The 17506-nt window shown below is 69.0% G+C and carries 16 protein-coding genes; 12 read left to right on the top strand and 4 right to left on the bottom strand.

Features of this window, described 5'->3' with window-relative positions:
* Positions 1-98: 98 nt before the first annotated feature.
* Positions 99-1370: a lipase family protein gene (locus tag QH290_RS20045; protein ID WP_280261217.1), complete on the bottom strand. Its 1272-nt coding sequence runs from the start codon at positions 1368-1370 to the stop codon at positions 99-101.
* 213 nt (positions 1371-1583) lie between these two features.
* Complete coding sequence (locus QH290_RS20040) at positions 1584-3209, bottom strand: ATP-dependent DNA ligase (RefSeq protein WP_280261219.1); 1626 nt, start codon at positions 3207-3209, stop codon at positions 1584-1586.
* A gap of 94 nt (positions 3210-3303) precedes the next feature.
* On the opposite strand from QH290_RS20040, the gene ramB reads away from it, so the two are divergent.
* The 9 genes from ramB to QH290_RS19995 all read left to right on the top strand — a co-directional run bounded on the left by ramB (position 3304) and on the right by QH290_RS19995 (position 12887).
* Positions 3304-4713 carry an acetate metabolism transcriptional regulator RamB gene (gene ramB / locus QH290_RS20035; RefSeq protein ID WP_280261221.1) on the top strand — a complete coding sequence of 470 codons (1410 nt, stop codon included), beginning with the start codon at positions 3304-3306 and terminating at the stop codon, positions 4711-4713.
* A 201-nt stretch (positions 4714-4914) separates the two neighbouring features.
* Entirely contained in the window at positions 4915-6192 is a 1278-nt protein-coding gene (gene urtA / locus QH290_RS20030; RefSeq protein WP_280384478.1) for an urea ABC transporter substrate-binding protein, read from the top strand.
* Positions 6193-6285: 93 nt separating this feature from the next.
* Positions 6286-7170, top strand: a complete 885-nt coding sequence (gene urtB / locus QH290_RS20025; RefSeq protein ID WP_280384477.1) for an urea ABC transporter permease subunit UrtB — start codon at positions 6286-6288, stop codon at positions 7168-7170.
* Positions 7167-8327, top strand: coding sequence for an urea ABC transporter permease subunit UrtC (gene urtC / locus QH290_RS20020; protein WP_280384475.1), 1161 nt, complete (start codon positions 7167-7169; stop codon positions 8325-8327). Before urtB ends, urtC begins: the two co-directional genes overlap by 4 nt.
* Positions 8324-9160, top strand: a complete 837-nt coding sequence (gene urtD / locus QH290_RS20015) for an urea ABC transporter ATP-binding protein UrtD (protein ID WP_280384473.1) — start codon at positions 8324-8326, stop codon at positions 9158-9160. Before urtC ends, urtD begins: the two co-directional genes overlap by 4 nt.
* Positions 9144-9836: an urea ABC transporter ATP-binding subunit UrtE gene (gene urtE / locus QH290_RS20010; protein WP_280384470.1), complete on the top strand. Its 693-nt coding sequence runs from the start codon at positions 9144-9146 to the stop codon at positions 9834-9836. The genes urtD and urtE overlap by 17 nt, the downstream gene beginning before the upstream one ends.
* 13 nt (positions 9837-9849) lie before the next feature.
* Positions 9850-10584, top strand: coding sequence for a GntR family transcriptional regulator (locus QH290_RS20005; RefSeq protein ID WP_280384469.1), 735 nt, complete (start codon positions 9850-9852; stop codon positions 10582-10584).
* Positions 10585-11001: 417 nt separating this feature from the next.
* Positions 11002-11727 carry a hypothetical protein gene (locus tag QH290_RS20000; RefSeq protein ID WP_280266583.1) on the top strand — a complete coding sequence of 242 codons (726 nt, stop codon included), beginning with the start codon at positions 11002-11004 and terminating at the stop codon, positions 11725-11727.
* Positions 11724-12887, top strand: a complete 1164-nt coding sequence (locus QH290_RS19995) for a S8 family peptidase (RefSeq protein WP_280384467.1) — start codon at positions 11724-11726, stop codon at positions 12885-12887. Before QH290_RS20000 ends, QH290_RS19995 begins: the two co-directional genes overlap by 4 nt.
* A gap of 15 nt (positions 12888-12902) precedes the next feature.
* On the opposite strand, the gene QH290_RS19990 is transcribed toward QH290_RS19995, so the two are convergent.
* Positions 12903-14129, bottom strand: coding sequence for an MFS transporter (locus QH290_RS19990; RefSeq protein WP_280266585.1), 1227 nt, complete (start codon positions 14127-14129; stop codon positions 12903-12905).
* A gap of 72 nt (positions 14130-14201) precedes the next feature.
* On the opposite strand from QH290_RS19990, the gene QH290_RS19985 reads away from it, so the two are divergent.
* A complete protein-coding gene (locus QH290_RS19985) occupies positions 14202-15008 on the top strand; it encodes a TetR/AcrR family transcriptional regulator (protein ID WP_280384465.1) in 807 nt (268 codons plus the stop codon).
* An 8-nt stretch (positions 15009-15016) separates the two neighbouring features.
* Here the strand turns inward: QH290_RS19985 and QH290_RS19980 are convergent, their stop codons facing one another.
* Entirely contained in the window at positions 15017-15586 is a 570-nt protein-coding gene (locus tag QH290_RS19980) for a CGNR zinc finger domain-containing protein (protein ID WP_280384463.1), read from the bottom strand.
* Between the two features lie 103 nt (positions 15587-15689).
* Between QH290_RS19980 and QH290_RS19975 the strand changes: the two genes are divergently transcribed.
* Together QH290_RS19975 and QH290_RS19970 are read left to right on the top strand one after the other, a co-directional pair.
* Complete coding sequence (locus QH290_RS19975) at positions 15690-16868, top strand: epoxide hydrolase family protein (protein WP_280384461.1); 1179 nt, start codon at positions 15690-15692, stop codon at positions 16866-16868.
* A gap of 62 nt (positions 16869-16930) precedes the next feature.
* Positions 16931-17470, top strand: coding sequence for a carboxymuconolactone decarboxylase family protein (locus tag QH290_RS19970; RefSeq protein ID WP_280266589.1), 540 nt, complete (start codon positions 16931-16933; stop codon positions 17468-17470).
* The last annotated feature ends 36 nt before the right edge of the window (positions 17471-17506 follow it).

Genomic DNA, 17506 nt, shown 5'->3' with positions numbered 1-17506 from the left:
ACCGCAACGTGGGCTGAGAGGGGCCTGATAATCCCGGCCAAAAGCATGCCGGGAAATATGGAGAGAGCACGCCGGGAAGTGTGGAGGCGGTTGCCACATCAATCACCCGCGAGGGTGCAGCCGGGTGGGACCAGTCGGCCGGTCAGCATGCCGTCGACCCAGGCGCCGGTGGCGGGGATGGCCAGGGCGCCGACGGTGAAATGTTCGCCGGGGAGGGGGTCGAGGCGGGCGCGGGCGCCGCGGCGGCACCAGTCGGCGTGGAGGTTGCGTGCCTGTTCGAAGGGGATCCAGAATTCGTTGACGCCGTGGTAGATCAGGACCGGAACCTTCGGAGCGGCCGCCCCGAGCTTGTTGTCCGCCAGGACCTTTCGCACGATCGGATGGGAGATCGGGTCGGGCACGTCGGTGAGCTGCTCCACCTTCAGCGAGGCGACCACGCCGAGCACGGCCTCCCCGCCGACGCAGATGTCCCGGAATGCGTGCGCCAGCCGCCAGCCGTTGTCGTTGAGCAGCGTCAGCAGCTCCGGGTACTCCCGCGCGAGCCCGAGGGTCGCGGCCAGGAATATCCCGGATGCGATATTGGTCCCGTTCATGGTGCCCAGCAACATCTCGTAGTCGGCGGGCACGCCGCCGATCAGGGCGCCCGTCAGATTCAGCTCCGGCGCGTACTCGGGCGCCAGCTGTGCCGCCCAGCCCGTCGCCACGGCCCCGCCGGAATAGCCCGATACCACGATCGGCGAATCCGGTTGCAGCGCAGGTATTCCGAGGCCCACCGCGGCCCGGATCGCGTCCAGGACCGCGTGACCGCCCATCCGCCCGGCCGCGTAGGCCTGCCGGGGACCCTGGTGGTCGGGCACGATCACGGCGTAGTTGCGCGCCAGCAACAGCTCGATCGACAGCTGGTCCGCCTGCACGCCCTCCTTGAGCTGATGCGACGGGGTGCAGCTGTGCCCGAGCGAGGAGATGGGGATGTTGTAGGAGATCAGCGGCCGCGGCCCGGTGCCGCGCCATGCCGACCGGGGCATCAGCAGCGTGGCGATCACCGGCACCGGCCTGCCCTTGGTATCGGTGGACCGGATCAGCAGTTCGGTGGATCGGGTCGGCGTGGGAAACCAGTTGCGTACCGTGCGGGATGCGAGAACCGTTCCCGGGCGGCGCTTTTCGAGGCCCGGGGGCGGTGCGTAGAACTTGTCGTCCAGCGGTGTCGGGAGGATGGACGCGAGTTCGTGGGGCGGATCGACCAGGTTCTCGAGAAGGTCGGCGCGCGCGGTCGACCGCTCCGCGTCGAGCGCGACCGGTGCCAGTACCGATACCGCCGTCATCACCGCCGCCGTCCAGATCCGGGCGGCCACCCGCTGCCTACCTGCCAAGTCCCGATCACTCCCCGATGTGTCAGCACGCCGCGGCGCATCCGCTCGGTTGTCCGGTTCGTTCCTCGACCAGCTCGCGTGCACCGGCTCCGCGGCGCACGCGATCAGCTTCGCATGCCTACCGGTTGGTTTTGATCTTCGCGACCGGCGCGCCGCCCATCACGGCGCCACCGACCGGAAACGGGCAGCAGATCGCCGCCCGGCCGGTCCCGTCTACTCGGCGACGGCCGGGTCCGGTCGCCCGGCGGCCTGCCCCGGTAGCAGCGCACGCACGGCGTCGATGGTGTCGGCCTCGGCGGGTTCCTTGTCCGGGCGGTAGCGGACAACCCGCGCGAAACGCAACGCGACGCCGCCCGGATACCGCGGACTGACCTGCACACCGTCGAGCGCGATCTCGACCACCAGCTCCGGCCGCAGGTAGACGGTGTGCTCGTCGCGGGCTCGCTCGTGCCGCGGGAATTCGGTGGTCTGCCACCGCAGCAGCGCATCGGTGAGACCTTTGAAGGTCTTGCCGACCATGACCGGCTCGCCGCCGTCCGGATCGCGGGCGCCCAGATGCAGATTCGACAGGTAGCCCGTGCGGCGGCCGTAACCCCATTCGGCCCCGAGCACGATCAGATCCAGGGTGTGGGTGGGCTTGATCTTCTGCCAGGCCCGGCCGCGGCGCCCGGCGGCGTAGGGCGCGGACAGCGACTTGATCACGACGCCCTCGTGCCCCGCGGCCAGGGCGCCGTCGAAAAAGGCGGCGGCCGCCTCGGCATCGGGCTGGACCAGCGACGGAATACTGTGCGCGGCGGCCACCTTCGCCAATGCCGCGCGACGTTCGGACAGCGGCGCATCGAGCAGGTCGGCGCCGTCCAGATGCAGGCAGTCGAAGAAGTACGGATGCAGCAGCAGCTCGCGGGTGGTCGTCGCCGCGGGGACGGCCTGCCCGAGCGCGGCGGCCTCGGTGACCGCCGGATCCGCCTCCGGCCGGACCGCGTCGGGAGTGATCGCGAAGCGGCTCATCGTCTCCTGGAACGGACGCGGGCGCCCCGCATCGGTGAGGGCCAGCGTCTCTCCGTCGAGAACCACGCTCTCGCAGTCCAGCCCGGTGACCAGCTCCACCAGCTCCGGCACGTTGCCGGTGATGTCGCGCAGTGTCCGGGTGAAGACCCACACGCGCGATCCCTTGCGGTGCACCTGAATTCGCGCGCCGTCGAGCTTGTGCTCCACGCTCACCTCCCCGGCGAACTCCTCGAAGGCATCCTCGAGGGTGGCGCCCGGGGAGGCGAGCATGGGCTGAACCGGGCGGCCGACCTCCAACCGGAATTCCGACAGCGCGGGCGCGCCCCCGGTCATCGCCGCCTCCGCCGTGACCGGCAACCGGCCGGACAGCATGTGCGCGCGGCGGACCAGATCTATCGGGACCTCCGCGGCCACCGCGACCGCCTCGGCGACGATCGCCGTCAGGGCGCCCTGCCGCAGCTCACCGGTCAGCAATCGCACGAGGAAATCGCGCTCGCCGACGGTCGCCGCGGACAGCAGCGCCGCCAGCAGCTCCTGGCGGCGGGCGGCCGAGCCCGAACCGGCGGTGCGGGCCAGCTCGCTCAGCGCCTCGTCGACGGCCGCCACCGTCAGGTTCGGCTCCGGCGCGGGGTCGACATCGATGGCCACCAGCGTGCGCCAACCCGTGCCGATCCGGCCCTGCAGCAGATCCCCCGAGATCCAGGCCACGACCGGCGCGAGCTCCTCCGGCCCGGCCTGCCCCAGCAGACCGGCCAGGGTCGCGATCTTGGTCTTGCGCGACGACGTCGCCCGCACGGCCTGCGACGCCGCGACGACTTGCGTCAACAGCACGGACTCGACGGTAGCGCGCGGGTGTGACACATCGCTCGCGCGTTCTGTTAATCGGATGTTTGCAGACCTGCGAAACCGCCCATAAACTGGACATATGGCCAAGACTTACGTCGGCGCGCGCCTTCGTCAGCTGCGCACCGAACGAGGGCTGAGCCAGGTCTCGCTCGCCAAGAAGCTGGAGATCTCGGCGAGCTACCTCAACCAGATCGAACACGACGTGCGTCCGCTCACCGTACCGGTGCTGCTGCGCATCAGCGAGGTGTTCGGCGTCGACGCCGGCTTCTTCTCCTCCCAGGACGACACCCGGCTCATCGCCGAATTGCAGGAAGTGGTGATGGACCAGGAGCTCGGCATCGAGGCCGACGCCCAGGAGATCGCCGAAATGGTCTCGGCGCATCCGAGTCTGGCCCGCGCGATGGTGAACATGCACCGGCGCTTCCGCAATACCACCGCCCAGCTGGCCGCCGCCACCGAGGACCGCTTCGCCGACGGCAGCGGGTCCGGGTCCATCTCCCGCCCGCACGAGGAGGTGCGCGACTTCTTCTATCAGCGGCAGAACTATATTCACGAATTGGATACCGCCGCAGAGGAACTCGCCACCCGGATGCGCTTCCACGGCGGCGATCTCAAGCGCGAGATCGCCCGCCGCCTCACCACCGCGCACGGTGTGCAGATCGTCGAGCGCATCGATCTGGGCGAGGGCGTGCTGCACCGCTTCGACACCGAGGCCCGGCGGCTCGAGATCGCCCCGCACCTCTCGGGCGGGCAGCGGGTGTTCAAGCTCGCCGCCGAGCTGGGGTATCTCGAATGCGGCGAACTGATCGAAAAGCTGGTCGAGGAGGGCAATTTCGCCTCCGACGACTCGCGCACGCTCGCGCAGCTGGGGCTGGCCAACTACTTCGCCGCCGCCCTGGTGCTGCCCTATTCGTATTTCCACGAGGTCGCCGAGAACTTCCGGTACGACATCGAGCGGCTGTCGGCCTTCTTCACGCAGAGTTACGAGACCATCTGCCACCGGCTCTCGACACTGCAGCGCCCGAAGCTGCGCGGTGTGCCGTTCTCGTTCGTGCGCGTCGACCGCGCCGGGAACATGTCGAAACGGCAGTCCGCCACCGGTTTTCACTTCTCCTCCAGCGGCGGCACCTGCCCGCTGTGGAATGTGTACGAGACCTTCGCCTATCCGGGGCGGATCATGACCCAGATCGCCCAGATGCCCGACGGCCGCAAGTATCTGTGGATCGCCCGCACCGTGGAGCGGCGCGCCACCCGCTACGGCGAGCCCAGCAAGACCTTCGCCATCGGGCTCGGCTGCGAACTGCGGCACGCGGGCCGGGTCGTCTATGCCGACGGGCTGGATCTCAACGACCCCAAGGCCACTCCGATCGGCGCGGGCTGCCGCGTCTGCGAACGGACCAACTGCCCGCAGCGGGCCTTTCCGCCGCTTGGCAAATCCCTCGACATCAGCGAGCACCGCAGTTCCATCTCGCCGTACGTGTTGCGGTAACTCACCTGTGGATTCCGGCCGAAAGCATGCCGGAAATGACAGCGCGATCTTGAATCGGACAAAGTTCACATTTCCGAAACGTATGCAACATGCTCGTCACCGGAAAATATTCGGGCGCAACACTTCCCACCTACTCTTCGGCGCACGGATACAGCCGCTGTATACAACGCCGCTGTCCCGCGAGTGAGAAGGGTTCCGCCCATGTCAGATTCTCGTGACGCTCGTCGCGACCACGCCCGCCGCCTGCGCAAGGTCGTCGCCGCACCGACCGCCGTCGCACTGTCGGCGCTGCTGCTGACCGCCTGCGGCGCCCGCGACGACGCCGAAACCGGCTCGGCCGCGGCATCCTGTGTCGACACCTCGACCGACACCATCAAGATCGGGTCGCTGCACTCGCTGACCGGCACCATGGCCATCAGCGAGGTCACCGTCGCCAACTCCACCAAGCTGGCGGTCGACCAGGTCAACGCCGCCGGCGGGGTGCTGGGCAAACGGATTCAGATCGTGCCCGAGGACGGCGCGTCGGACCCGAAGACCTTCGCCGAGAAGGCCGAGAAACTGATCAGCTCCGACTGTGTCGCAGCGGTTTTCGGTGGCTGGACCTCGGCCAGTCGCAAGGCGATGAAGCCCAAGTTCGAGTCGCTGAACTCGCTGCTGTTCTACCCGGTGCAGTACGAGGGCCTGGAGGACAGCAAGAACATCTTCTACACCGGCGCCACCACCAATCAGCAGATCCTGCCCGCGCTGGACTATCTGAAGCAGAAGGGCGTCACGTCGCTGTATCTGGTCGGCAGCGACTATGTGTTCCCGCAGACCGCCAACCGTGAGATCAAGGCCTACGCGGCGGCGAACGGGATCGAGATCAAGGGTGAGGACTACGCGCCGCTGGGCTCCACCGATTTCTCCACAATCGTCAACAAGGTGCGAAATTCCAAGGCGGGGGCGGTATTCAACACCCTCAACGGCGACTCCAACGTCGCCTTCTTCCGCGAGTACGCCAACGCGGGCCTGAAAGCCGCCGATATGCCGGTGGTTTCGGTGTCGATCGCCGAGGAGGAGGTCACCGGCATCGGCCCACAGAACATCGCCGGTCAGCTGACCGCGTGGAACTACTACCAGACCGTCGACAGCCCGCAGAACAAGGCGTTCGTCTCCGCCTACAAGTCCGTCTTCGGCGCCGACAAGCCCACCTCCGATCCGATGGAGGCCGCCTACACCTCGGTGTTCCTGTGGAAGAACATGGTGGAGAAGGCGAAATCGTTCGCGGTGGCCGATATTCAGAACGCCGCCGACGGTGTCAGCTTCGACGCGCCCGAGGGCACCGTGACCGTGGACGGATCCAACCACCACATCACCAAGACGGCGCGGATCGGCGAGATCCACCCGGATGGCCTGATCTACACGGTGTGGGATTCCGGCAAGCCGATTGCGCCGGACCCGTATCTGAAGTCCTACGAGTGGGCCAAGGGCCTGAAGTAGCAGACGGCCATCGATGAGGGGCGGTGTGGTCTCGTCCGGGTATCGGGCGGACGGGACCACACCGGTCGATCGAGCGAAATCGAGGTAATCCCTATGGAAGTGGCGATCGGCCAGCTGTTCACCGGCCTGAGCCTGGGATCCATTCTGCTGCTGGCGGCGCTGGGCCTGTCGTTGACCTTCGGTCAGATGGGCGTGATCAACATGGCGCACGGCGAATTCATCATGGCGGGCTGCTACACGACCTTCGTGGTGCAGCAGGTCGTGCACGCCACCGGCGTGGCGCTGGTGGTGTCGCTGTTCGCCGGATTCCTGGTCGGCGGGCTGCTCGGCGCCGCCCTGGAGATGGGCCTGATCCGCTGGATGTACGAGCGGCCGCTGGACACGCTGCTGGTGACCTTCGGGGTCGGGCTCGTCCTGCAGCAGTTGGCGCGCAACATCTTCGGCGCACCGGCCAAGAACGTGGTCGCCCCCGACTGGCTGTCCGGCGGCCTCACCCTCGCCGGGTCGGTCGTGCCCAAGACCCGCATCTTCATCCTGGTGCTCGCCGTCGTCGCGGTGGTCGCGCTGGCCGCCGCGCTGAAGGCGACACCGCTCGGGCGGCGCATCCGGGCCGTCGTGCAAAACCGCGACCTCGCCGAAACCAGCGGCGTATCCAGCCGTTCGACCGATGTCGGCACGTTCTTCATCGGATCGGGACTGGCCGCCGTGGCGGGCGTCGCGCTCACGCTGATCGGATCGACCAGTCCGACCATCGGGCAGAGCTATCTCGTCGACGCGTTCCTGGTCGTCGTGATCGGCGGGCTCGGTCAGATCAAGGGCACCGTGCTCGCGGCTTTCGCGCTGGGGCTGCTGAATTCGTTCATCGAGTACTCCACCACCGCCTCCGTGGCGAAGGTGATCCTGTTCGTGCTGATCGTGGTGTTCCTGCAGGTGCGGCCGCAGGGTCTGTTCACCGTTCGGACGAGGAGCCTGGCATGAGCGATCGGGACCCGCGCACGGGGGGAATCCCGCACGGCACGAGAGGGCACTTGCGCACGCTCGGCGGCTTCGGGCTCGCCGCGGTGGCGTTGTTCGCGGTGGCGCCCGCCGTCCTGAGCGACTTCCGGCTCGGCCTGCTGGCGAAGTTCCTGTGCTTCGCGATCGTGGCGGTCGGCATCGGATTGGCCTGGGGGCGAGGCGGAATGCTCACCCTCGGCCAGGGCGTGTTCTTCGGGATCGGCGCCTACATCATGGCCATGCATATGCAGCTGGCCGATGCGGCGCGGCTGAGGCAGGACGTTCCGGAGTTCATGCAGATCGCCGGGATCTCCGAATTGCCCTCGTACTGGGTGCCTTTCGCATCGGCACCGGTGGCGATCCTGGCGGTGCTGGTGCTGCCCGCCCTGCTCGCCGCGCTGCTCGGCTTCGGGGTCTTCAAGCGACGGGTCAAGGGGGCGTACTTCGCGATCCTGTCCCAGGCACTGACCGCCGCGCTGGCCATCCTGCTCACCGGGCAGCAGACCATCGGCGGCTTCACGGGGCTCAGCGACTTCCGCGCCTTCTTCGGCTTCCGGCTCGACGATCCGGTGAACCGGCGGATGCTGTTCTTCCTCGCGGCCGCCGCGCTGCTGCTGGTCGTCGCCGTGGCGCGGCAGCTGATGCACAGCCGCTACGGGGAGTTGCTGGTGGCCGTGCGCGACCAGGAGGAGCGGGTGCGCTTCCTCGGCTACGATCCCGCCAATATCAAGATCGTCGCGTATGTGGTGGCGGCCTTCTTCGCGGGCATCGCGGGCGCGCTGTTCACGCCGATCGTCGGCATCATCTCCCCGGCCGATATCGGTGTGGTGCCCTCGATCGTGTTCTTGATCGGCGTGGCGATCGGCGGGCGGACCACGCTGCTGGGGCCGGTGCTCGGCGCGATCGGGGTGGCGTGGGCGCAGACCAGCCTCTCCGAGCATTTCCCGTCCGGGTGGACCTACCTGCAGGGCGTGCTGTTCATCGTGGTGGTCGGATTCGTTCCGGCCGGACTGGCCGGGTTGTGGCCGCTGGCAAGGGGATTCGCCGACCGGTTTCGGCGACCGGCGGCTCCGCAAGCCGCGGCGGACCCGCCCGAAACGGAAAATGCCGGGACGGAACGGAAGGTCGAGGCGCGATGACCGACCCGAAAGGCGACGTGGCCACCGGGCCCCGGTTCGGCGGTACCGGTGGCATGGACAGTGAGTACCTCGAAATCCGCGGGCTTTCGGTCGATTTCGACGGGTTCAAGGCGGTGTCCGATGTGGATCTCACCGTGCTGCAAGGTGATCTGCGATTCCTGATCGGTCCCAACGGGGCGGGCAAGACCACCCTCATCGATGCCATCACCGGCCTGGTCCCCGCGACCGGGTCGGCACAGAAATCGGGCGTGGAGTTGTTGCGCCGCAAGGTGCACCGGATCGCACGGCTCGGGGTGGGCCGAACCTTTCAGACGGCCAGCGTGTTCCAGCAGCTCACGGTTTTGCAGAATCTCGATATCGCCGCGGGCTCCGGACGCTCACCGCTCACCCTGCTGCGGCGGCGCCGGGACGTGGTGCCCGTCATCGAATCAGCCCTGGAGACAACGGGTTTGCAGGATCTGCGGGACAAACCGGCCGGAGTGCTCGCACACGGGCAGAAGCAGTGGCTCGAGATCGGCATGCTGCTGGTGCAGAACGCGTCGGTGCTGCTGCTGGACGAGCCGGTGGCCGGTATGAGTGCAGAGGAGCGCGAGGAGACGGGAAACCTGCTGCGGCGCATCGGTTCCGATCGAGTCGTCATCGTCGTCGAGCACGATATGGATTTCATGCGGGCGTTCGCGACCTCCGTGACCGTGCTGGCCGGTGGGCGAGTGCTCAGCGAGGGCACGGTCGAGCAGGTGCAGGCCGACCCGAAGGTGCAGGAGGTCTACCTGGGCACCGCGGCCGCCGTCGAAACCTATGCCGAGGAGGCTGCCGATGCTGGAACTCGTTGACATCCATGCCGGTTACGATCGCACCGAGGTGGTGCGCGGGGTGACGCTGACCGTTCCGGACGATGGTGTCGCCGCGGTCATGGGTCACAACGGCGCCGGGAAGACGACGCTGCTGCGGGCCGCCGTCGGGCTGCTGCCGGTGCGGTCGGGGCAGATCCGCTTCGAGGGCGAGACGATCACCAAGCTGTCGCCGTCGCGGCGGGTGCGGCGCGGGATGGCCTATGTTCCGCAGGGACAGCAGTGTTTCCCGCAGCTGACCACCACGGAGAATCTGCAGGTGGTGGCCGACGGCCGCAAGCGCGGCAAGGCGCTGATCGAGGAGGCGCTGCAGCTGTTTCCGGCGCTGCGCGACCTGCTCGACCGCAAGGCCGGGCTGCTGTCCGGGGGGCAACGTCAGCAATTGGCCATCGCCCGGGCCCTGATCACGGAGCCGAGGTTGCTGATCCTCGACGAGCCCACCGAGGGCATTCAGCCGTCGGTGGTGGCCGAAATCGAGCGCACCATCATGGAACTCACGCGCCGCGGCGGGTTGAGCGTGCTGCTGGTGGAGCAGCACATCGGCTTCGCGCTGCAGGCCGCCGGACGCTACTACGTGCTGCAGTCCGGCCGGATCGCCTCCTCGGGGGCGGGCGGTGCGGGCGCGGAGACCTCCGTGCGCGCGGCGATGGCCATCTGACCGGGCGCACGAGATGACGCGCAGGGGGCGTATCTCGTTGGGAGAGCGGGTCTATCGCGCGCTGTGCCGGGATCTGGCGGCGGGCGCGGTCGATCCCACCGTGCGCCTGGGCGAGGAACGCCTCGCCGAGACGTACGGGGTATCACGGACTCCCGTCCGGGAGGCCCTGGCCCGCCTGCTCGCCGACGGCCTGGTGGAGCGCCACGACGACGGCCTGTATCCGTACCGGCCCCGACTGGACGAGCTCGGCGATCTGTACGAGTTGCGAATCATTCTGGAGGCGCGGGGAATTCAGCGCGTCCGGTTCGTCACCACGCCCCTGCCGGAGGCGGCCCGTTCGGCCGGATCGAGTACGGCGGCACACGATCAGCTGGCGATCCGCCGGGAGCTCGACCGCTGGCGCCGGCTGCGCGACAACCCGCCGGACGCGGACGCCGGTCTCATCGCCGCGGACGAGCAGTTCCACACCGCCGTGCTGACGGCGGCGGGCAATGCGGCCCTGGCCGACGCCCTGATCAGCGTGCAAGCCAAGATCCGCCCGATCCGCTCGCTGGACATGCCGACGCCGGAGCGGATAGCGACCATGACCGCCGACCACATCGCCATCGCCGAATACCTCCTCACCGGCGACCTGGACCGCGCGCTCGACACCCTGCACGGCCACATCCTGCGCTCCCGCACCAACGTGCTGACCCGCGCCCGCAAGGCCCTCGAGTTCACCAAACTCGGTCAGGCCCTGCGGGATTGACATCGACTCCGGGCAGATTCGGCCGGTTCTGCGCATCCGGACACTGTCCGTGCGCACCAGAACACGCGGCCACGAACATACCGCGAATACGGTCGGCAGCCGATCCGGACGGCATCGCCGTCCGGCGCGACGGAGAGAGAAGAAAAGCACATGTCGTACCCGCCGCCCGCCGGGCCGGGTGGCGCACGGCCGTACGGCCGTCAGATGCCGCCGGTGCCAGCCGGACCGCCCGCCGGGCCGGGCCTCCCGCCGAACCAGATCCCCCCGAATCAGCGGCCTCGACCGCCGCAGGTCCTGCTGAACCGAACACCCCCGAATCAGCCGCCCCGGCACCCACAGGCCCCACCGAACCGAACACCCCCGAATCAGCCGCTCCCGCAGCACCAGGTCCCTGGGGGCGGGGGCGCGGGGCGCAAGGTGCTCGGCGGATTGCTCGCGGTCGTCGGCACCCTGGCCTTGCTGGGCGGTGGCGCGGTCGCCGGGAACGCCTACAGCAATCACCGGCAGGTGCTGCCGAACCTGGCCTACGGCGAGAATCTGTGGCGGGACGAGCCGGTCGACAAGGTGTTCCCGATCTCCCTGGGCGGGCGCACCGGCTACGACGGCGGGCTGTACGAACCCGGCAGTGCGATCTGGAATCGGGTGGGGATCTCACCGGAGACCGGATGCGACCGGGGCCTGACCCGAAACACGCTGGCGGCGGCGCAGGACAACGGTTGCGAGGCGGTGCTGCGGGCCACCTACGTGGACACCACCGGCAATATGGTCGCGACCGTCGCGCTGGTCGTGCTGCCCGAAGGCCGACCGGACAGCGGCCCGAAGGAACGGGTGCACAAGTTCTTTCAGGACAACCGGGAGGTCGAGGGCGCCGTCGCGCCGTACGCCGTGCCCGGCACCCTCGCGGCCGGATGGGAGGTGCGCAACGGCTCCTACCTGCGTGCGGTGCCCGGCGCGAACCTCCCGTACGCCGTCGGCGCCACCATCGGCTCGGTGGACGGTCACGTCGCGGGACGACTGCCCGAGCAGTGGGGTGAGCTGGGCGGCCAGGACACCGACTACGAGTCCTGGGACGCCAATGCCGAGGACCTGGTCGGACTCTTCGTCGGCCATCTGCCCCGGCTGCGGGACGGAGGTCTGCGATGACATCACGCACCCGCCGCGGCGGCGCGACCGCCACCGTGCTGGCCGGATTGCTGGGGGCGCTCGCTCTCACCGCCCCGGCGGCCGTCGCCGAGGACGCCCCGGCCAGCTGGGAGTCCGAGGCCCTCGGCCTGCCCGCCGCGCACCGGACCACCCAGGGCGACGGCGTGACCGTGGCGGTCCTGGACTCCGGCATCAATCAGGACCATCCCGCCCTGCGAGGCCGCGTCGACAAGATCGGTCCCGACTTCTACGACTCGGACGGACTGAAGCCGGGCGACGCCCGCTACGGAATCCACGGCACCGCAATGGTGTCCGATGTGCTGAAGGTCGCGCCGAAGGCACGGATCATCACCGCGCGGGTCACCGACGACCGCCGCGACCAGGACGCGACGCCCGAACGCACCAAGGACGGCGTCTCCCCCTTGGCCCACGGCATCGACTTCGCGGTCGACAACGGCGCCGACGTGATCTCGATGTCCCTCGGCGGCGGCATGTTCTCCGAGCTGAACGGCTCGGAGGTGGCGGCCGTCGGCCGCGCGGTGAACAAGGGTGTCACGCTGCTCGCCGCCGCCGGTAACAGCGGCGGCAGCGACGAGACCAACGACGGCAACTTCCCGGCGGGCTACGCGAACGTCATCTCGGTCGCCGCGACGCAACCGGGCGGCGCGCGCGCCGAATTCAGCACCGTGCGCACGCACAACACGATCGCCTCCCCCGGTGTCGGCATCATCAGTGCCGACAAGAACGGTGGCTACCGGCCGTCGGACGGCACCTCACCGGCCACGGCCCTGGCCTCGGGCGTCGTCGCGCTGATGCTGGCCACCAACCCCGACCTGACACCGGCGCAGACCCGCGCGATCCTGATCCGGACCGCGAATCATCCGGCGGGCGGGCACGACGCCCTCGTCGGGGCCGGGCAGATCAATGCGGCGCAGGCAGTCCGCGCCGCCGCGCACCCGCCCGAGATCGACACCGCGGCAAAGCCTTACACGGGCGAACTCGAGCATTTCGCCGAGCCGTCGGGCACCGCCAAGACCCGCCGGGCGCCGCTGGAGACTTCGGAGTTCACCATCGGCCTCGCCGCGACCGGCGGGGGCCTACTGCTCCTGGTCGCCGGTGTCGTGCTGATCCTTCGCAAACCGAAAGCTCTGCGAAGGTAACCGGTCCTACCCGATCTACCCGGCCGCCCGCTGCAGGCGCATGCCGATCAGGGTCAGGGCGAAGGCCGCGAGCAGCATGGCCGCCAGTGACCACGCGAGCATCGAAAACCCGTGGGGCGCAGCGGCGGCCGCTACCAGCGGGCCGACGGTGGCGCCCACGTAGAAGCTGAACATGGCGACCGACATGGCGGCGGCGCGGGCCTCGCCGCCGAGTTCACCGGCACTCTGCAGGACCGCGGGGGCGATCGTGCCGAGCCCGCCCACCAGCACGGCGAGCAGCACCGTCAGGAGGGCGAGGTGGCTGCCCGCGAAGGCGGCGAGCACCATCGCGGTCGCGGCGATCAGCACACCGAGCACGATCTGGCCGGGTTTGGACAGCCGCGCCAGCGGGACCGCCAGCACCGGCAGCAGCGCCATCACCGGGAGCGCCCCGGCGCGCAGCGTCAGCAGTTCCCCCGAACCGTGCACCAGGCCCGTGAGTTCGATTCCGGTGTAGATCCCGACCATGACGGCCATGGCCAGCGCACCGGCCACCAGCATCGGCAGCAGCGGCCGGATCCGCAGCACCGCGGGAATCGCCGAATAACTGTGCAGCAGTGGCCGATCCGCGCCCGCGGGCGTGTCGGCGAGCATCACCGTCCGCAGCAGCACCGCCAGCACGGCGAACGCGACGGCCGACACGACGAACACCGTCCGCCACGGGAACGACGCCACCATGGTCTGCGCGGCGATCTGGGCGACCACGGTCGCGGCGAGGAACGAGGTCGACACCGACATGGTCGCCACGGCCCGGTGCGCGGGCGCGATCCGGGTACCGACGTAGGCCATGATGGCCGGGGGGATCGAGCCGACGATCAGGCCCTGGATTATCCGAAGGCCGATCTCGATCGGCACGCTGAATGCCAGACCGGTCAACAGCGTGACCACCGCGGCGGCCACCATGCCGGTCACCAGCACGCGGCGGTGTCCGAAGCGGTCCGACAGCGGGCCGAACAGGACGAACCCACCGGCGTAGCCGAAGGCGAAGGCGCTGATGATCCAGGTCATCACGCTCGCGCCCACCTGCCAATCCGCCTGCATGGCCGTGAAAAGCGGGATCGGAACGTACATCTGGCCCGTGGCGAGCAGCGCGGACAGGACGAAGATCGGGAGGGTGCGGCCCGTGTGCGCACGGGGTGAGGCCTCCGGGGAGCGCCGGACGACCTGGGCGGCGGCCTGATTCGGGACCGTGGTTGTTGCCATGCGGACGACGGTAAGCCGGGTCGACGGCAAAGTCAACCGAATAGTTGGTTGACTGCTGGTAAGGTCACACCCATGAGCGCTCCGACCAAACGCAGCGATGCGACCCGGCAGGCACTGTTGCGCGCCGCCCGCGACGAATTCGCCGAGTACGGCCTCGCCGGCGCCCGCGTCGACCGCATCGCCGAGGCGGCCGGGGTCAACAAGGAACGCATCTACGGCCTGTTCGGCAGCAAGGACAAGCTGTTCGACGTCATCCTCATCGAGTCACTGGACGAATTCACCGATGTCGTGCAGCCCCTGGCCGACACCGAACCCGGCGACTACGTGGGCAAACTGTTCCGCTACCACCGCGACAATCCCCAGCTGCTGCGGCTGCTGCTGTGGGAGGCACTGCACCGCGGCGCCGACGCCCACGATGTCGACGGCCGCCGCGACGAGCTGTACGCGCGCAAATTCGCCCGCGCCCAGGAGCAGTTCGGCGTCGACGAGCGAGTCGCGGGGCGGGTGCTGCTGGCGCTGTGCGGACTGGCCGCCTGGACCCACGCGGTGCCGCAGACCACCCGGCTGCTCCTCGGCCCCGCGGCCGAGGATTCGGTGGCGACGCAGGAGTTCCTGCAGGAATTCGCCCGCGCCGCCATGCGCCGGGAGCCCGCAGCGGTCAACCCATTGACCACCAGCGAGCCGGTATCCGGCGACGCCGTCGACCGGGCCGCCGAGCGCCTGCGCGCCGCCCAGGCGGAGGCCGAGGCCGCGCGCGCCGAACTCGCCGACGCGCTACGCGCCGCCCACGGGGACGGGGCGAGCGCCAACGAACTCGCACGGCGGGTGGCCGGGACGATCTCGCGCCCGCTCGTACTCAAAATGCTTGCCGGGCAATAGCTTTCGCATTACCGCGCCGAATCGGATTCCTTGCGCCGGTGGAAGCGCGCCTTCTTCTCGCGGTTCCCGCACGTATTCATATCGCACCATCTGCGCGTGCGGCTCCGGCTGGTGTCGAAGAAGGCGGCCCGGCAGGTCGGCGATGCGCACAGGGCCAGTTTCCCGTCCCGTTCGCCCGCGATGATGCCGATCGCGTCGGCGGCGATCACGCCCAGGGCATCCGCTACGCCCGTAGCCGAGCCGAGCCGCCACTGCCTGTTGCCATCGGGCGTCAGCACCGCCACGGCCCGGCCTTGCATGCTGCGGTCGTTGATGATTCGGACCGCCGCCGCGGGGAGGGCGTCGTGGGTGGCGGCCGCCGTCGCGGCGGCGTGAATCGCCTCCCTCAGTTCGCGAGCGAGTTCGAGCTGGGCGGTGGTGCAGAAGTCCACGGCGAGGCCGTACACCGCCAGCCAGTCGACGAATCGCCGCGGCGTGGGAATGCGCTCCACCGGAGTGCCGTGCCGCTCCGACAGGGTCCCCGTGAAGCTGGTCGCCAGCACGTTGCCGAGACGGAAGTCGGGGAACCGAGCACTCATAGAACCACCATAGCCGGTTGCAGTAGGGCGTCGCACCGTGTTAGAACCGTCTTAGCCGGTTCACGAGACGTGCGAGCCGCTTCCACGCCGACCAGGAGTTCTCATGTCCAGCGACGTCCACGCATTCGAAGCCCACGCGACCGACGCCGAACTCGACGATCTGCGCGCGCGATTGGCCGCGGCGCGACTGCCGGAACCCGAGACGGTCTCCGGCGCCGCGCCCGGTCGTGGCCGCTGGGACCAGGGCGTCCCCCTCGCCGATCTCATCGATGTCGTGCACTACTGGCGCTCCGGGTACGACTGGCGGGCGTTCGAAAAGCGCCTCGACCGGATCGGCCAGTTCCGCACGACCATCGACGGCCTGGGAATCCACTTCCTGCATCGCCGATCCCCCCGCGCGGACGCCACCCCGCTGCTCCTGACGCACGGCTGGCCCGACAGCATCGTCCGGTTCATCGACGTCGTAGACGCATTGGCGGATCCGAACGACGCCGACGCGCCCGCGTTCCACGTCGTGGTCCCGTCGCTACCGGGCTTCGGTTACAGCGACAAACCGGCCACCACCGGCTGGGGAACCGAAAAGGTCGCGGCCGCATGGGTGGAGCTGATGGACAGGCTCGGCTACCGCACGTTCGCGGCCCACGGTGGCGATTGGGGAGGCAATATCACCACGGTTCTCGCCGGTAGGTTCCCGGGGCACGTGCTCGGCATCCACACCACGTTCGCGGAGGCACCGCCCGGCATGTCGACGGACGGGCTGACCGAGGACGAGCGCACGTGGGTCCGGGAGACCCACGACTTCTGGCACGGCACCGGGCGGCGGCACCGCGCCGCGTACGCGAAGCAGCAGGCGACCCGGCCGCAGACCATCGGCTACTCGCTCGTCGACTCGCCGGTCGGGCTGCTGGCCTGGATTCTCGACAAATTCGCCGAGTGGTCGGACACCGAGGACAGTCCGTTCGAAAGGATTTCCATCGACCGCGTGCTCGACGACGTCACCCTGTACTGGCTGACGCGGACCGGCGCCTCGGCGGCCCGGATCTACTACGAAAGCCACAACTCGCTCGACCCCGAACTCCGGGTCGATGTCCCGGCCGCACTCACCATGTACCCCCGCGACACCGAGAAGACTCCGCGCCCGTGGGCACGGGAGCGGTACCGGCGGATCGTCCGTTGGAACTCGCCCGAAACCGGGGGACATTTCCCCTCGCTCGAGGTGCCCGAGTATTTCGTCGAGGATCTGCGAGCGGGCCTCGCGGCGGTGCTGGCCGCGCATCGGTGACCGCGGCACACTCGATGAACATCGCTGTTCGCAATCGGAGGACCAGGCTGTTAGCGTGGGGCATGGTGTCGACGAAGCCACGCATCGAACCGGGCCGCCTGCGTGAACTCGGGCCCGTCAACTGGGTTGTCTGGCAGGTACTTTCGCGCGCGGCGGGTACGCCCGACGCGCATCTGTTCAGCACCCTCGGCCGCACCGGCGGGCTGTTCCGCGGCTGGCTGCACTACTCCGGACGGTTGATGCCGGGCGGCAAACTGCCGCGCTACGAGACCGAGCTGGTGATCCTGCGAGTGGCGCATCTGCGCCAATGCGACTACGAGACAGACCATCACATTCGCCTGGGTAGGCGGGCGGGCGTCACCCGCGAGATCCTGGACCGCCTGCGCCTCGGCCCGCAGGCCCCTGGATGGAGCGCGAAGGAGCGGGCCCTGCTGGCCGCGGTCGACCAACTGGTGCAGACCCGCACCATCGACGACGACGCCTGGTCGGCCCTCGCCGACCACTACGACGAGCGTCGCCTCATCGAGATCGTGCTGCTGGTCAACCAGTACGAGGGCCTGGCCAGCACCATCACCACCCTGCGCGTACAGACCGACCACTGACACCTCGGTTGTCGGTGGGGTCTGGTAACCATCGTC

The organism is Nocardia wallacei (assembly GCF_029869545.1).
GTDB lineage: Bacteria > Actinomycetota > Actinomycetes > Mycobacteriales > Mycobacteriaceae > Nocardia > Nocardia wallacei_A.
The sequence above is the reverse complement of the archived record's forward strand: the minus strand, read 5'-3'. Positions and strand labels throughout refer to the sequence as shown.

Excerpts from the sequence above, each read along its gene's own strand:
- ramB (WP_280261221.1), top strand. The coding sequence starts at position 3,304 with ATGGCCAAGACTTACGTCGGCGCGCGCCTTCGTCAGCTGCGCACCGAA.
- urtA (WP_280384478.1), top strand. The coding sequence starts at position 4,915 with ATGTCAGATTCTCGTGACGCTCGTCGCGACCACGCCCGCCGCCTGCGC.
- urtB (WP_280384477.1), top strand. The coding sequence starts at position 6,286 with ATGGAAGTGGCGATCGGCCAGCTGTTCACCGGCCTGAGCCTGGGATCC.
- urtC (WP_280384475.1), top strand. The coding sequence starts at position 7,167 with ATGAGCGATCGGGACCCGCGCACGGGGGGAATCCCGCACGGCACGAGA.
- urtD (WP_280384473.1), top strand. The coding sequence starts at position 8,324 with ATGACCGACCCGAAAGGCGACGTGGCCACCGGGCCCCGGTTCGGCGGT.
- urtE (WP_280384470.1), top strand. The coding sequence starts at position 9,144 with ATGCTGGAACTCGTTGACATCCATGCCGGTTACGATCGCACCGAGGTG.
- QH290_RS20005 (WP_280384469.1), top strand. The coding sequence starts at position 9,850 with ATGACGCGCAGGGGGCGTATCTCGTTGGGAGAGCGGGTCTATCGCGCG.
- QH290_RS19995 (WP_280384467.1), top strand. The coding sequence starts at position 11,724 with ATGACATCACGCACCCGCCGCGGCGGCGCGACCGCCACCGTGCTGGCC.
- QH290_RS19990 (WP_280266585.1), bottom strand. The coding sequence starts at position 14,129 with ATGGCAACAACCACGGTCCCGAATCAGGCCGCCGCCCAGGTCGTCCGG.
- QH290_RS19985 (WP_280384465.1), top strand. The coding sequence starts at position 14,202 with ATGAGCGCTCCGACCAAACGCAGCGATGCGACCCGGCAGGCACTGTTG.
- QH290_RS19980 (WP_280384463.1), bottom strand. The coding sequence starts at position 15,586 with ATGAGTGCTCGGTTCCCCGACTTCCGTCTCGGCAACGTGCTGGCGACC.
- QH290_RS19975 (WP_280384461.1), top strand. The coding sequence starts at position 15,690 with ATGTCCAGCGACGTCCACGCATTCGAAGCCCACGCGACCGACGCCGAA.
- QH290_RS19970 (WP_280266589.1), top strand. The coding sequence starts at position 16,931 with ATGGTGTCGACGAAGCCACGCATCGAACCGGGCCGCCTGCGTGAACTC.